This window comes from Pseudomonas putida NBRC 14164 (assembly GCF_000412675.1).
In the GTDB taxonomy this organism is placed as follows: domain Bacteria; phylum Pseudomonadota; class Gammaproteobacteria; order Pseudomonadales; family Pseudomonadaceae; genus Aquipseudomonas; species Aquipseudomonas putida.
On the sequence record NC_021505.1, the window covers coordinates 4,449,848 to 4,463,745 of the forward strand.

Sequence of the window (13,898 nt, forward strand, 5' to 3'; positions counted from 1 at the left end):
CTATGCTTGCGCAGCGCAAGGAACGTGAAAACCGGCTCGGGACTCATGGATATAAAGTTCACCAATCGCCTGTCATACAAGCAAGCCCGGCTGACAGTCCTGGTCGGCTTCATCCTGGGAACATTGCTCAGTCTCATCCAGATCGGCATCGATTATGCCAGCGAAGACGCGTCCATCAACCGTGAAGTGAACGCGTTGCTGCAAATCAGCCACAACCCGGCCTCGCGCATCGCCTACAACATCGACTCGGAGCTGGCGCTGGAGCTGACCCGCGGCCTGTTGCAGTCGCCGGCCGTCATCCGTGCACGGCTGATCGACAACAACGAAACCGTGCTGGCCGATGTCGAGCGGCCCAGGCTGCAGGACCGCTACCGGCCGCTGAGCGACTTCCTGTTCGGTGAGCAGCGTCAGTTCAAGGCACGCCTGTACCTGACGCACATGCCGGAGGAATACCTGGGCACGCTGTACCTGGACGTCGACACCTTTGCTTTCGGCAGCCGCTTTCTCGACCGCGCCGGCATCACCCTGCTCAACGGTTTTGCCCGCAGCCTGGTGCTCACCGGCATCCTGCTGGCGCTGTTCTACATGATGCTGACCAAACCGCTGGTCACGGTGATCGGCGCGCTCAGCGGCAGCGACCCGCGCAAACCCCGGCAAACCCGCCTGGACTGCCCACACGGCCACGAACACGACGAAATCGGCGTGCTGGTGAAAGTCGCGAACCAGCAGTTCGTCAGCATGGCCACCGAGATCGAGCAGCGGCGCACTGCGGAAAACCGCCTTACCCAGTACCTGAACGAACTGGAAGACATCGTCTCGGCACGCACCAACGAACTGAAGGCCAGCAACAGCAGCCTGAGCCTGTCCAACCAGGAGCTGGAACAAGCGCGCCGCCGCGCACTGGACATGGCCCAGGCGCGTGCTGCCTTTTTAGCCAACATGAGCCACGAAATCCGCACCCCGCTCAACGGCATGCTCGGCATGATCGCCCTGGCCCTGGACAGCCCGCTGCCCAGCGAGCAGCGCCAGCAACTGGCGATTGCCCACGACTCGGGCAAAGTGCTGGTGGAATTGCTGAACGATATCCTCGACCTGTCCAAGTTCGATGCGGGTCAGCTGGAGCTGGAACGCATCCCGTTCGACATGGGCTCGATGGTGGAAGACACCGCCAACCTGCTCTCGCAGAACACCGCACAGAGCGTGGAGCTGACCTGCCTGATTGCCCGTGACTTCCCCAGCAGCGTGCTTGGTGACCCCACGCGGGTGCGGCAGATCGTCAGCAACCTGCTGTCCAACGCGTTGAAGTTCACCCGCTTTGGCCGTGTCGATTTACGCCTGGTGAGCATCGTCGGCGGTGTGCGCCTGGAAGTGCGCGACACCGGCATCGGCATACCCGAAGAGGCCCAGGCGCGGATCTTCCAGCCATTCACCCAAGCCGGCGCCGGCATCACCCGCCAGTACGGCGGCACGGGCCTGGGCCTGGCCCTGACGCGCAACCTGTGCAAGGCCATGCAAGGCCATTTGCACATTCGCTCCGAAGCGGGTTTTGGCAGCTGCTTCAGCGCCGAACTGCCGCTGGCCGAGCACACCGAAGCCATCGCCCCGCTGCCGCTGCACGGGCGCGTAGCCGCCCTGAGCGCTGCAGGCAGCGGGCTTAACGAACTGTTGCAGGGCCTGCTGCCCGCCTGGGGCCTGGCCTACCAGCGGCATGACAGCAGCGCGACGCTGGACGCCACGGCGATGGACCTGCTGATTACCGACGATGTCGACCGCCTGTTCGAACTGCGCCAAACGCTGAAAACCCCCATCCTGCTGGTGACCGCTTACGGTAACTTCTTGCCCAGCGAGCAATCGGCCGCCCTCGCCCCGCTCCATCAACTGGCCCGGCCGCTGGCGCGCAACGCCCTGTACCAGACCCTGCGTCGCACCCTGCAAGGCTTTGACCCCGAACACCCGCTGGCCAGCCCGGCCATCACCCTTGAGGCAGGCCGTGCACGGATTCTGCTGGTGGAAGACAACCCGGTGAACCAGCTGGTGGCCAAGGGCATGCTGGCCAAGCTCGGCTGCCAGGTGCAACTGGCCACCCAGGGCGCCGAGGCCCTGGAGCTGCTGGAACTGGACGACTTCGACCTGGTGCTGATGGACTGCAACATGCCGGTGATGGACGGTTACGAAGCCAGCCGGCGCATCCGCCAGAGCGGCCGCTGGCCCGACCTGCCGATTGTCGCGCTCACCGCCAATGCCATGCCCGAGGAGCGCGAACGCTGCCGGGCTGCGGGCATGAACGACTACCTGGCCAAGCCGTTCCGCCGCGAAGAGCTACTGGCGCTGGTCGAGCACTGGGTGCCGCTCAACGGCTGAGCAGGCGCTCGATGTCTGCTTCCAGGGCCTGTGGCTTGGTAGTGGGGGCATAACGCGTCACCTGGCCGCTGGCCGGGTCGACCAGAAACTTGGTGAAATTCCACTTGATCTTCTGGCTGCCCAGAATGCCCGGTGCGCGCTGCTTGAGCTCGACGAACAGCGGGTGGGCGCCCGGGCCGTTGACCTCGACCTTGCGAAACAGCGGGAAGCTCACGCCGAAGTTGCGCTCGCAGAACTGCGCAATGTCCCGCGCATCGCCCGGTTCCTGCTTGCCGAACTGGTTGCACGGGAAGCCCAGTACCACCAGGCCACGTTCGTGGTAGGCCTGCCACAGTTGTTCCAGGCCCTTGTACTGCGGGGTAAAGCCGCACTGGCTGGCGGTATTGACCACCAGCAACGCCTTGCCCGGGAAGTCGCCGAGCTTCTTGTGCTCGCCGCCCAGGGTCACGCAGGGGATGTCCAGCATCGATCCAGCCATGTTCGGGCTCCGGTCAGTCACGCGGGCGCAAGTCGATGCACACCGAGTTGATACAGTAGCGCAGGCCAGTTGGTGGCGGACCATCGGGGAACACGTGGCCCAGGTGCGCGTCGCAGCGGGCGCAGGTGACTTCGGTGCGGATCATGCCGTGGGAGGTGTCACGGATCTCGATCATCGCGCTGTCTTCGATCGGCGCGTAGAAACTTGGCCAGCCGCAGCCGGAATCGAACTTGGTCTGCGCATCGAACAGTTTCGCGCTGCAGCAGATGCAGTGGTAGATACCATCGCGGCGCTCGCTGTTGTACTTGCCGCTGAACGGCCGCTCAGTGCCTTTGAGGCGGCATACCTGGTACTGCTCGGGGTCGAGCATCGACCGCCATTCATCCAGGGTTTTTTCAATCTTTTTCATGTGGAAACCTCGGCAGGCTGAATTTCACCCCGCACCGTCTTTTCCGGGGCGCGGGTGGCACGTATATTAGTTGGCTTCGTGTGCCAGGCGTTCAGTCTGGCACCCGCTTCCTGCCGTTTCAAACCTTTCGGCGGGGCGTAGCGCGTTTTCTCATATCGGGATCCCATCATGCAGTTCAGCAAATCGAACAAGCTCGCCAATGTCTGCTACGACATTCGCGGCCCAGTGCTCAAGCACGCCAAGCGCCTGGAAGAGGAAGGCCACCGCATCCTCAAGCTGAACATCGGCAACCCGGCGCCGTTTGGCTTCGAGGCGCCTGATGAAATCCTCCAGGATGTGATCCGCAATCTGCCTACCGCCCAGGGCTACAGCGACTCCAAAGGCCTGTTCAGCGCACGCAAGGCCGTGATGCAGTACTGCCAGCAAAAGGAAATCGAAGGCGTCACTATCGAGGACATCTACCTCGGTAACGGTGTGTCCGAGCTGATCGTCATGTCGATGCAGGCGCTGCTGAACAACGGCGACGAAGTGCTGATCCCGGCCCCCGACTACCCGCTGTGGACTGCCGCAGTGAGCCTGGCTGGCGGCAAGCCGGTGCACTACCTGTGCGATGAACAGGCCGACTGGTTCCCCGACCTTGAAGACATCAAGGCCAAGATCACCCCGAACACCAAGGCCCTGGTGATCATCAACCCGAACAACCCGACCGGCGCGGTGTACTCCAGGGAGCTGCTGCTGGGCATGCTGGAGCTGGCCCGCCAGCACAACCTGGTGGTGTTCTCCGACGAGATCTACGACAAGATCCTGTACGACGAAGCCGTGCACATCAGCACCGCCTCGCTGGCCCCCGACCTGCTGTGCCTGACCTTCAACGGCCTGTCCAAGTCGTACCGGGTGGCGGGCTTCCGTTCCGGCTGGCTGATCATCTCCGGGCCCAAGCACCACGCGCTAAGCTACATCGAAGGCATCGACATGCTGGCCAACATGCGCCTGTGCGCCAACGTGCCGGCCCAGCATGCCATCCAGACCGCACTGGGCGGCTACCAGAGCATCAACGACCTGGTGCTGCCGCCAGGCCGCCTGCTTGAGCAACGCAACCGTACCTACGAGCTGCTCAACGACATCCCGGGCGTAAGCTGTGTGAAGCCGATGGGTGCGCTGTATGCGTTCCCCCGGATCGACCCGAAGGTGTGCCCGATTCTCAACGACGAAAAGTTCGCCCTTGACCTGCTGCTGTCGGAAAAGCTGCTGATCGTACAAGGTACGGCGTTCAACTGGCCGTGGCCGGACCACTTCCGCGTTGTGACCTTGCCGCGGGTGGATGACCTGGAAGCGGCGATTGGCCGGATCGGCAATTTCCTGCGGACTTATTCGCAGTAAATGATGGCCTCTTCGCAGCACAAGGCTGCTCCTACGGGTGTACGCGTTTTCCTGTAGGAGCAGCCTTGCGCTGCGAACGGGCTGCACAGCAGCCCCTTGCAATCCCACAGGGTGTTTCTTACATCCTGCAATGCTCTATCCCACTGCCCCCGCGCCATCCTCTGCCATACTCCGCCGTACACAGTTTGAAATAGTCGCACGATTGAATCCACGCGACAGGCCCCTTATATACCCCGCAGTAAGCGACAATTCATCCGTCAGGAGAACGTAACAACCATGATGCGCATTCTGTTGTTTGTGGCCACCAACCTTGCGGTGGTGCTGGTTGCAAGCATTACCTTGAGCCTGTTCGGTTTCAACGGGTTCATGGCCGCCAACGGGGTCGACCTGAACCTCAGCAGCCTGCTGGTGTTCTGCGCCGTGTTCGGCTTTGCCGGCTCCCTCGTCTCGCTGTTCATCTCCAAGTGGATGGCGAAGATGACCACCGGCACCCAGATCATCAGCCAGCCGCGCACCCGCCACGAGCAGTGGCTGCTGCAAACGGTCGAAGAGCTGTCCCGTGAAGCGGGCATCAAAATGCCCGAGGTGGGTATCTTCCCGGCGTACGAGGCCAACGCCTTCGCCACCGGCTGGAACCGCAACGACGCACTGGTCGCCGTGTCCCAGGGCCTGCTGGAGCGTTTCTCGCCCGATGAAGTGCGGGCAGTGCTGGCCCACGAGATCGGCCACGTAGCCAACGGCGACATGGTCACCCTGGCGCTGGTGCAAGGCGTGGTGAACACCTTCGTGATGTTCTTCGCACGCATCATCGGCAACTTCGTCGACAAGGTCATCTTCAAGAACGAAGAGGGCCAGGGCATTGCCTACTACGTGGCGACCATCGTTGCCGAGCTGATCCTGGGCATCCTGGCCAGCATGATCGTGATGTGGTTCTCGCGCCGCCGCGAGTACCGCGCCGACGAAGCCGGTGCACAGCTGGCCGGCACCTCGGCCATGATCGGAGCGCTGCAGCGCCTGCGTGTGGAGCAAGGCCTGCCGGTGCACATGCCCGACACCATGAAGGCCTTTGGCATCAACGGTGGCCTCAAGCATGGCCTGGCCGGGCTGCTGATGAGCCACCCGCCACTGGAAGACCGTATCGAGGCCCTGCGCCGTCGCGGTTGATCCATCGGGCAATACAGCAAGGGCGACTTCGGTCGCCCTTCTTCGTATTACCGGCCAAGCCGGTAAACCCGCTCCAACAGGCTGGAAACCCCGGCCTGCACAAACTTGGGGCTCTGCTGAATCACCTCGACCGCCTCCAGCTCATGCAGCTGCCACCCTGCAAACCCCTGCCGCACCTCTGGGTCACCGACTGAAAACGGCGGCCCGGGCAGCAGTGACTGGTCATAATCCAGGGTCACCACCAAACCCTGGCAATGCGCCGGCAGCAATGCCGTCAGCGCCTGCATGTACATCGCGCGCATTTGCGCCGGCAGCGCAATCAGCGCCGCCCGGTCATACAGCCCCACGCAGTCGCCGATATCCTGCGCACGCAACGCAAAGAAATCACCACACCACAGCTCTACGTCACCACTGCGCCAAACCTCGAAGTCCCCGCGCTGCTGCACCTCGGCTTCCAGCCCGTGCTCGCGGAAGAAATCCTCTACCGCCCGCCGCGACAGCTCCACACCCAACACTCGGTAGCCCTGCCCGGCCAGCCAGACCAAATCCAGGCTTTTGCCGCACAGCGGCACCAGCACTCGGCTACCAGGCTCAAGGCCCAGTGACGGCCAGTGCGCCTCCAGGTACGAATTGACCTGCCCCTGATGAAAGCCGATCTGGTTATCGGCCCACCGCTTGTGCCAGAACGCTGGCTCCATGGTTGCTCCTTGTTTATCGAGTAAACCGATAGAAAACGCGTAAAACTTGCGATGGATATCGATCAGTTCCTGATCGAAGATGAGTGCATCTTAACCCTCAGGACCTTGCCATGCTGCCCAGCCTGTTCATTTCCCATGGTTCCCCCATGCTCGCCCTGCACCCGGGCGCCAGCGGGCCGGCCTTGGCCGGGCTGGCCAACAGGCTCCCACGTCCAAAGGCAATCGTGGTGGTGTCGGCGCACTGGGAGAGCCGTGAGCTGCTGGTGACCAGCAGCGCACAGCCAGAAACCTGGCACGACTTCCACGGCTTTCCACCGGCATTGTATGCGGTGCAATACCCGGCGCCGGGCGAGCCTTCCCTGGCAGGCCAGGTCAGCGAGTTGCTGAAGGCTGCCGGGCTGCCAGCCCGGCTGGACGCTCAGCGACCCTTCGACCACGGCGCCTGGGTACCGCTGTCGCTGATGTACCCGGACGCAAGCATTCCCGTGGTGCAGGCTTCCCTGCCCAGCCACATGGGGCCGGCGCTGCAGGTGAAGGTGGGCCAGGCGCTGGCGAGCTTGCGTGCCGAGGGCATCTTGCTGGTTGGTTCGGGCAGCATCACCCATAACCTTGGGGAACTGGACTGGCATGCAGGGCCGGATGTGATCGAGCCGTGGGCGCTGGCGTTCAGGGATTGGGTGGTGGAGCGGCTGCAGGAAGGTGACCAGGTGGCATTGCTGGATTATCGCCGGCAGGCGCCGTATGCAGTGCGTAACCACCCCAGTGATGAGCATTTGCTGCCGTTGTTCTTTGCCCTGGGGGCTGGGAGCAGGTTTGGGGTGGTGCATCAGGGGTTTACCCTGGGGGCGCTGGGGATGGATATCTATCGGTTCGACTGAAGGGCCTTTTCGCGGGCTTGCCCGCGAAAGGGCCGGTACAGGCAAAAAAAATCCCCGACCTAGGCCGGGGATTTTTTTAGTGCGCCAGGATCAATCCTCGCGGTAGCGGCGCAGCTTCAGCTGCTTACCAGCCACGCGGGTGTCCTTGAGCTTGGACAGCAGCTTCTCGAGGCCATCTTCCGGCAGCTCGACCAGGCTGAAGCTGTCGCGTACCTGGATACGGCCAATGGCGTCACGCGCCAGGCCACCTTCGTTGAGGATCGCACCCAGCAGGTTCTTGGCAGCAATACCGTCACGAGCACCCAGGGCGGTACGGCAACGTACACGGCCTTCGGCCAGCGGCAGCGGCGCACGGCGCTCGCGGTCACCACGGTCAGGACGCTCGCCACGGTCAGGGCGCTCACTGCGCTCACCACGCGGGGCACCAACGCCCGGCACCAGCGGCTGCTCACGCTCTACCGCAGCCAGGTCCAGCGCCTGGCCATTGGTGGCTTTGCGCAGCAGGGCCGAAGCCAGGGCACGCGCGCTGCAACCCAGGTCAGTGGTGAGGCGGTCGAACAGCTCGCCGTGGGTGGCTTCTGCTTCGGCTACCAGCGGCGCCAGGCTCGAGGTCAGCTTCTTGATGCGGGCATCCAGCACGGCCTGGGCATTCGGCAGGCGGGCTTCGGCAACTTTCTGCCCGGTCACACGCTCGATCACCTGCAGCATGCGGCGCTCACGCGGGGTGACCAGCAGCAGCGCACGGCCTTCGCGACCGGCACGGCCAGTACGGCCGATACGGTGCACGTAGGACTCCGGGTCGTACGGCATGTCAACGTTGAACACGTGAGTGATGCGCGGTACGTCCAGACCACGGGCAGCGACGTCGGTGGCGACGACGATGTCCAGGCGGCCATCCTTGAGCGAGTCGATCACGCGCTCACGCTGGTTCTGGGCAATGTCACCGTTCAGCGCAGCAGCCTTGTAGCCTTTGGCTTCCAGCGCGGCGGCCAGGTCCAGGGTGGCTTGCTTGGTACGCACGAAGGCGATCAGCGCGTCGAACTCTTCCACTTCCAGCAGACGCAGCACAGCCGGGATCTTCTGGTCGGCGTGGACCATCAGGTGGGCCTGGTCGATCGCGGTAACGGTCTGGGTCTTGGTCTGGATCTTGACGTGCTTGGGCTCGCGCAGGTGACGTTCGGCGATCGAGCGGATCGACGACGGCAGGGTAGCGGAGAACAGTACGGTCTGACGGGTAGCCGGGATTGCGTCGAAGATCACTTCGAGGTCATCCATGAAGCCCAGCTTCAGCATCTCGTCGGCTTCGTCCAGTACCAGGTACTGCACGGTGGACAGGACTTTTTCGTCACGACGCAGGTGGTCGCACAGACGGCCTGGGGTGGCCACGACGATTTGCGCGCCGTTGCGGATTGCACGCAGTTGTGGGCCCATCGGGGCGCCACCGTATACGGCAACCACGTTCACGCCCGGCATCTGCTTGGCGTAGGTTTCGAAAGCGGTAGCAACTTGCAGCGCCAACTCACGGGTTGGCGCCAGGATCAGGGCTTGCGGTTCGCGCTTGCTCACATCGATCTTGTTGAGGATCGGCAGGGCGAAGGCAGCGGTCTTGCCGGTGCCAGTCTGCGCCTGGCCGATCATGTCGTGACCGGCGAGGATGATCGGGATCGATTGTTGCTGAATGGCGGACGGCTCTTCGTAGCCGGTAGCCACAACAGCAGCAACAATGTTCGGATTAAGATCGAGAGCGGCGAAGCCGCCGGTTTCCTGGGTCATGGGTCTGCCTCTAGGTGCATCCGCAAAGACCCATGCTCCAAAGCTGCACATGCCTTGAAAGACCGTCAGGTCACCCAGGCAGCTTTGGCGGCGGGGATTTGCGAAAACGATTGAAAAAGAAAACGTGGGAAGGTCCGCCTAGCGGACGTGCAGCCGAAGCTGGACTCGGAGGATTTGCACCACCTGATTTTGCGGCCCGCTAAAAGACCGGCGCGTACTATACCCGAAATAGTGGAAGCCGTGAGGAATTTTTTCAGGGTGCAAGGCCATTACCGGGCCATCAATCAATCCACGCTGAATCGATAATTCCCTGTAGGAGCGACCTTGTGTCGCGAAAGGGCCGCAGAGCGGCCCCGGCAACGTATGCGGCGAAGCTGAAATTCTTGGGGGTGCTTCGCACCCCATTCGCGGCACAAGGCCGCTCCTACAGGGACCGTGCCAGCCTCTCAGGTAGCTGGCCGAATCTCTTTGATCAACCCATCCAGGCTATAACCCAGCTGCGGCGCCAGCGCCTCGGCCCGGGCCCGCAGCCCCTCCAGGTCCAGCGCCTGCTCCAGGTCAGCCGGCACCAGCAAGATCACATTGCCCTCCTTCACCGGCAGCTCCCAGTAATGCCGGTGGTACAGCCCGCGCAACAACGCTGCGCCCAGCGGCCTGCCGTCGTCGGTGGCCCACTGGTTGATCACCAGCCAGCCGCCCGGGTTCAACTGCTGCTGGCAGTTCTCCAGAAACTTCCACGCCAGGTGCCCCACGCCCGGCCCGTGGTCGGTGTACAGGTCGACAAACAACAAGTCAGCCTTTTCCGCCGTGGGCAGCAACTCGATGGCGTCACCGATGCGCACGTACAACCGAGGGTCGTCATCCAGGCCCAGGTGTTCCATGGCCAAGCGCGGTACGTCCGGGCGCAGTTCGATGGCCTCGATGTCCTCAAGCGGCAGAAACTTCATGCACGCCTGGGTCAGCGTGCCGGCACCCAGGCCGAGAAACAACGCGCTCTCGGGCTGGTCATGGCACAGCGCCCCCACCAACATGGCGCGGGTGTAGTCGTACTCCAGCCAGCTGGGGTCGGCCGTGAACACGCAGCTCTGCTCGATGGCATCGCCGAATTCCAGAAAGCGGTAGTCGTCTACTTCATACACGCTGATGACGCCAAAAGCGTCCTCTACCCGTGCCAGTAGCCGCTCTTCCCGTTCCGCCGTCATGCTTACCACCTACCCGCGCAAAAACGCGCATTGTCCGTCAACGCCCTTGATGCAACAAGCGCAGCGCCAACTGTTACCATGGCCTATAGCCTATAACCTACAAGACCGAGCACGAGATGAACCAACCGTGGAGCCCTGACAGCTGGCGCGCATTGCCGATCCAGCAGCAACCGACCTACCCCGATGCCGCGCACCTGCTGAAGGTCGAACAGACCCTGGCCAGCTACCCGCCGCTGGTGTTTGCGGGCGAGGCGCGCGAACTGCGCAGGCAGTTTGCCGAGGTTACCGAAGGCCGCGCCTTCCTGTTGCAAGGTGGCGACTGCGCCGAGAGCTTCGCCGAGTTCTCTGCGGCAAAAATCCGCGACACCTTCAAGGTGCTATTGCAGATGGCCATCGTCATGACCTTTGCTGCCGGCTGCCCGGTGGTCAAGGTCGGCCGCATGGCCGGGCAGTTTGCCAAACCACGCTCCTCGGGCGATGAAACCATTGGCGACATCACCCTGCCCGCCTACCGCGGCGACATCGTCAACGGCATCGGCTTCGACCCGAAAAGCCGCATCCCCGACCCGGAGCGCCTGCTGCAGGCCTACCACCAGTCCACTGCCAGCCTCAACCTGCTGCGCGCCTTCGCCCAGGGCGGGTTTGCCGACCTGCACCAGGTGCACAAGTGGAACCTGGACTTCATCGCCAACTCGGCGCTGGCCGACAAGTATCACCAACTGGCCAACCGCATCGACGAAACCCTGGCATTCATGCGTGCCTGCGGCCTGGACAGCGCGCCGCAACTGCGCGAAACCAGCTTTTTCACTGCCCACGAAGCGCTGCTGCTGAACTATGAAGAAGCCTTCGTGCGCCAGGACAGCCTGACCGGCGACTACTACGACTGCTCGGCGCACATGCTGTGGATCGGCGACCGCACCCGCCAGCTCGACGGCGCCCACGTGGAGTTTTTGCGTGGCGTGCACAACCCGATCGGGGTGAAGGTCGGCCCCAGCATGAACCCCGAAGAGCTGATCCGCCTGATCGACACGCTGAACCCGGCCAACGACGCCGGGCGCCTGAACCTGATCGTGCGCATGGGCGCGAGCAAGGTTGGCGACCACCTGCCGGGGCTGATCCGCACCGTCGAGCGCGAGGGGCGCAAGGTGCTGTGGAGCTCCGACCCGATGCACGGCAACACCATCAAGGCCAGCAGCGGCTACAAGACCCGCGACTTTGCGCAAATTCTCGACGAGGTGAAGCAGTTCTTCCAGGTGCACCAGGCAGAGGGCAGCCATGCCGGCGGCATTCATATCGAGATGACCGGGCAGAACGTCACCGAATGCATCGGCGGCGCCCGGCCGATCACCGAAGATGCGTTGTCTGACCGGTATCACACCCATTGTGACCCGCGGATGAATGCCGATCAGTCACTGGAGCTGGCGTTTTTGATTGCCGAGACGTTGAAGCAGGTACGGCGGTGACGCTGGGGCGCATGCCTTGAGAGGCCAGGCGCCCCGGCCCACACTCACTTCCTCAGCGGATCATCCCAGAAATGCCGCTCGGCCTCTTGCTGGATATCCGCCCGACTCAACCCCAGGTCGTGCAAGGTTGCATCGCTCAGGCGGGCCAGCTCCTGGCGCTGGCGGTACAGCTGTAGCCAGCGCGCCGGGCGTTGCAGGGCCGCATGCCACAGGTGGTTCAGGGAAAAGGCAGGTTGCTGGATGCTGCTGACATGACCTTTCATCGTGAAGCCCTCCGTGTTGGATGGCCTCAGTCTCGCGCCGGGCTTAAGATCAATCCAACGAATGTTTCTGATGCCATGCATCTCGGAGATTGATGCAATGTCCCAGTACCAGAGCCTCGATGCGGACGTTTTGCGCACCTTCGTCGCCATTGCCGAGCAAGGCGGTTTCACCCGCGCCGGCGAAGTGGTCAACCGCACCCAGTCGGCGGTGAGCATGCAGATGAAGCGCCTGGAGGAGGACATCCTGCAGCGCCAGCTGTTCGAGCGCGACGGCCGCCAGGTACGCCTGACCGCCGAGGGCCAGGTGCTGCTGGGCTATGCCCGACGCATCCTGAAGCTGCATGGCGAGGTGTTCAACACCCTGCGTATGCCGCACATGGTCGGGCTGGTGCGCATTGGCACGCCCGACGACTATGCCATGCGTTTTCTGCCGACCATCTTGTCGAGCTTTGCCCAGGCCTACCCGCTGGTGCAGGTAGAGGTGCATTGCGATTCGTCCAAGCAACTCATGCTGCGCCAGGACCTGGACCTGACCATCGTCACCCGCGAGCCAGGTAACGAGGTTGGCCAACTGCTGCGCCAGGAGCGCCTGGTATGGGCCGCCGCCGAAGGTTTTTGCCCACAGGAACAGCGACCGATGCCGGTGGCGCTGTTCAACACCGACTGCTTCTGCCGGGCCTGGACCTGCAATGCCCTGGAAGCACAAGGTATCGACTACCGCATTGCCTATACCAGCCCCAGCCTGGCGGCGATCTTTGCCATTGTCACGGCAGGGTTGGCCGTGACGGCGCAGCTGCAAAGCCTGATTACCGGGAACATCCGCATACTGGGTGAACAGGACGGCCTGCCGCAGCTGCCGGTGGCCAATGTGATGCTGGTACGCAGCACACAGAACCCATCGCCAATTACCGACTGCATGGCCGGTTACATCATCGAAGGGTTCAAGTAATTACCGTGTGGGAGCGGCCTTGCGTCGCGATGGGCCGCAACGCGGCCCCAAATCTCACAACTCAAATCCCAGCATCACCGCACACACCACCAAAAACACACAGAACATCGCCCGCAATACCTTCTCCGGCAACGCATGGGCCAGCTTCACCCCCCAGCTGATGCTGAGCAAGCCCCCCACCGCCAGCGGAATCCCCACGCCCCAGTCAACACTGTGGTGCACGCCATAGGTCACCAACGTCACCAAGGTACTCGGCGCAGCCAGCGCCAGCGAAAGCCCCTGCGCCATCACCTGGGTGGTACCGAACACACTGGTCAGGATCGGCGTGGCCACCACCGCCCCGCCGACGCCGAACAAGCCGCCCATGGTGCCGGCAAAGCTGCCCAGCACACCCAGCCATGGCCATGCATGACGCAGCTCGGCACTGGGCGGCGACACTTTCATGAACATCCGCGCCACATTCCATACCGCCAAGGCCACCAGAAAGCCGACAAAGCCCAGGCGCATGGAGTGCGCATCCAGCCCCACGGCCCAGATCGACCCCAGCCAGGCGAACAGGAAACTGCACGCCGACAACGGCAAGGCATGGCGCAATTCGATGCGGTTGCGCTGGTGATAGCGCCATAACGCCAGCAGCACGTTCGGCACCACCATTACCAACGCCGTACCCTGCGCCAACTGCTGGTCCAGGCCAAACAGCACACCCAGCGCGGGAATCGCGATCAGCCCGCCACCAATGCCGAACAAGCCCCCCATGGTGCCCAGGGCAGCGCCCAGCACGATATACAACAACCACTCAATCATCAGGGCCTCGTTCGCCTGTACAGATAATGCGAGCATGCTAACGGCTGGGTGCTGGCGGGGAAACGCACAGCAGCGC

12 protein-coding genes and 1 pseudogene are annotated in these 13,898 nt (G+C 63.0%); 6 read left to right on the forward strand and 7 right to left on the reverse strand.

Annotation, left to right across the window (positions count from 1 at the left end; all coding sequences use genetic code 11):
• The first annotated feature begins 2 nt into the window (after positions 1-2).
• A pseudogene (locus PP4_RS19700) lies at positions 3-2,361 on the forward strand (response regulator).
• Here PP4_RS19700 and PP4_RS19705 read toward each other — a convergent pair.
• Positions 2,351-2,839: a glutathione peroxidase gene (locus tag PP4_RS19705; RefSeq protein ID WP_016500927.1), complete on the reverse strand. Its 489-nt coding sequence runs from the start codon at positions 2,837-2,839 to the stop codon at positions 2,351-2,353. The pseudogene PP4_RS19700 and the gene PP4_RS19705 overlap by 11 nt on opposite strands.
• A gap of 13 nt (positions 2,840-2,852) precedes the next feature.
• Positions 2,853-3,248, reverse strand: a complete 396-nt coding sequence (gene msrB / locus PP4_RS19710) for a peptide-methionine (R)-S-oxide reductase MsrB (protein ID WP_016500928.1) — start codon at positions 3,246-3,248, stop codon at positions 2,853-2,855.
• Positions 3,249-3,416: 168 nt separating this feature from the next.
• Here msrB and PP4_RS19715 point away from each other — a divergent pair, with 168 nt between their 5' ends.
• Both PP4_RS19715 and htpX read left to right on the forward strand, forming a co-directional pair.
• The gene (locus tag PP4_RS19715; protein WP_016485452.1) at positions 3,417-4,628 is read left to right on the forward strand and encodes a pyridoxal phosphate-dependent aminotransferase; all 1,212 of its coding nucleotides are present in this window, start codon (positions 3,417-3,419) and stop codon (positions 4,626-4,628) included.
• Positions 4,629-4,904: 276 nt separating this feature from the next.
• Entirely contained in the window at positions 4,905-5,792 is an 888-nt protein-coding gene (htpX, locus tag PP4_RS19720) for a protease HtpX (protein WP_016500929.1), read from the forward strand.
• A 47-nt stretch (positions 5,793-5,839) separates the two neighbouring features.
• Here htpX and PP4_RS19725 read toward each other — a convergent pair whose 3' ends face one another.
• Complete coding sequence (locus PP4_RS19725; protein WP_016500930.1) at positions 5,840-6,490, reverse strand: thiopurine S-methyltransferase; 651 nt, start codon at positions 6,488-6,490, stop codon at positions 5,840-5,842.
• Positions 6,491-6,600: 110 nt separating this feature from the next.
• Here PP4_RS19725 and PP4_RS19730 point away from each other — a divergent pair, with 110 nt between their 5' ends.
• Entirely contained in the window at positions 6,601-7,368 is a 768-nt protein-coding gene (locus PP4_RS19730; protein ID WP_016500931.1) for a DODA-type extradiol aromatic ring-opening family dioxygenase, read from the forward strand.
• 90 nt (positions 7,369-7,458) lie between these two features.
• On the opposite strand, the gene PP4_RS19735 is transcribed toward PP4_RS19730, so the two are convergent.
• Together PP4_RS19735 and PP4_RS19740 are read right to left on the reverse strand one after the other, a co-directional pair.
• Positions 7,459-9,141, reverse strand: a complete 1,683-nt coding sequence (locus tag PP4_RS19735) for a DEAD/DEAH box helicase (RefSeq protein WP_016500932.1) — start codon at positions 9,139-9,141, stop codon at positions 7,459-7,461.
• A 446-nt stretch (positions 9,142-9,587) separates the two neighbouring features.
• A complete protein-coding gene (locus PP4_RS19740; RefSeq protein WP_016500933.1) occupies positions 9,588-10,343 on the reverse strand; it encodes a spermidine synthase in 756 nt (251 codons plus the stop codon).
• Between the two features lie 116 nt (positions 10,344-10,459).
• Between PP4_RS19740 and PP4_RS19745 the strand changes: the two genes are divergently transcribed.
• Positions 10,460-11,806 (forward strand): class II 3-deoxy-7-phosphoheptulonate synthase, encoded by a 1,347-nt coding sequence (locus PP4_RS19745; protein ID WP_016500934.1) that lies wholly within the window; start codon positions 10,460-10,462, stop codon positions 11,804-11,806.
• 44 nt (positions 11,807-11,850) lie between these two features.
• Here PP4_RS19745 and PP4_RS19750 read toward each other — a convergent pair whose 3' ends face one another.
• A complete protein-coding gene (locus PP4_RS19750; protein WP_012271115.1) occupies positions 11,851-12,069 on the reverse strand; it encodes a DUF1127 domain-containing protein in 219 nt (72 codons plus the stop codon).
• Positions 12,070-12,166: 97 nt separating this feature from the next.
• On the opposite strand from PP4_RS19750, the gene PP4_RS19755 reads away from it, so the two are divergent.
• Positions 12,167-13,018, forward strand: coding sequence for a LysR substrate-binding domain-containing protein (locus PP4_RS19755; RefSeq protein WP_016500935.1), 852 nt, complete (start codon positions 12,167-12,169; stop codon positions 13,016-13,018).
• 54 nt (positions 13,019-13,072) lie between these two features.
• Here the strand turns inward: PP4_RS19755 and PP4_RS19760 are convergent, their stop codons facing one another.
• Positions 13,073-13,822, reverse strand: coding sequence for a sulfite exporter TauE/SafE family protein (locus tag PP4_RS19760; protein ID WP_016500936.1), 750 nt, complete (start codon positions 13,820-13,822; stop codon positions 13,073-13,075).
• Positions 13,823-13,898 lie beyond the last annotated feature (76 nt).

Excerpts from the sequence above, each read along its gene's own strand:
- PP4_RS19730 (WP_016500931.1), top strand. The coding sequence starts at position 6,601 with ATGCTGCCCAGCCTGTTCATTTCCCATGGTTCCCCCATGCTCGCCCTG.
- msrB (WP_016500928.1), bottom strand. The coding sequence starts at position 3,248 with ATGAAAAAGATTGAAAAAACCCTGGATGAATGGCGGTCGATGCTCGAC.
- PP4_RS19705 (WP_016500927.1), bottom strand. The coding sequence starts at position 2,839 with ATGGCTGGATCGATGCTGGACATCCCCTGCGTGACCCTGGGCGGCGAG.
- PP4_RS19750 (WP_012271115.1), bottom strand. The coding sequence starts at position 12,069 with ATGAAAGGTCATGTCAGCAGCATCCAGCAACCTGCCTTTTCCCTGAAC.
- PP4_RS19725 (WP_016500930.1), bottom strand. The coding sequence starts at position 6,490 with ATGGAGCCAGCGTTCTGGCACAAGCGGTGGGCCGATAACCAGATCGGC.
- PP4_RS19745 (WP_016500934.1), top strand. The coding sequence starts at position 10,460 with ATGAACCAACCGTGGAGCCCTGACAGCTGGCGCGCATTGCCGATCCAG.
- htpX (WP_016500929.1), top strand. The coding sequence starts at position 4,905 with ATGATGCGCATTCTGTTGTTTGTGGCCACCAACCTTGCGGTGGTGCTG.
- PP4_RS19755 (WP_016500935.1), top strand. The coding sequence starts at position 12,167 with ATGTCCCAGTACCAGAGCCTCGATGCGGACGTTTTGCGCACCTTCGTC.
- PP4_RS19740 (WP_016500933.1), bottom strand. The coding sequence starts at position 10,343 with ATGACGGCGGAACGGGAAGAGCGGCTACTGGCACGGGTAGAGGACGCT.
- PP4_RS19715 (WP_016485452.1), top strand. The coding sequence starts at position 3,417 with ATGCAGTTCAGCAAATCGAACAAGCTCGCCAATGTCTGCTACGACATT.
- PP4_RS19760 (WP_016500936.1), bottom strand. The coding sequence starts at position 13,822 with ATGATTGAGTGGTTGTTGTATATCGTGCTGGGCGCTGCCCTGGGCACC.
- PP4_RS19735 (WP_016500932.1), bottom strand. The coding sequence starts at position 9,141 with ATGACCCAGGAAACCGGCGGCTTCGCCGCTCTCGATCTTAATCCGAAC.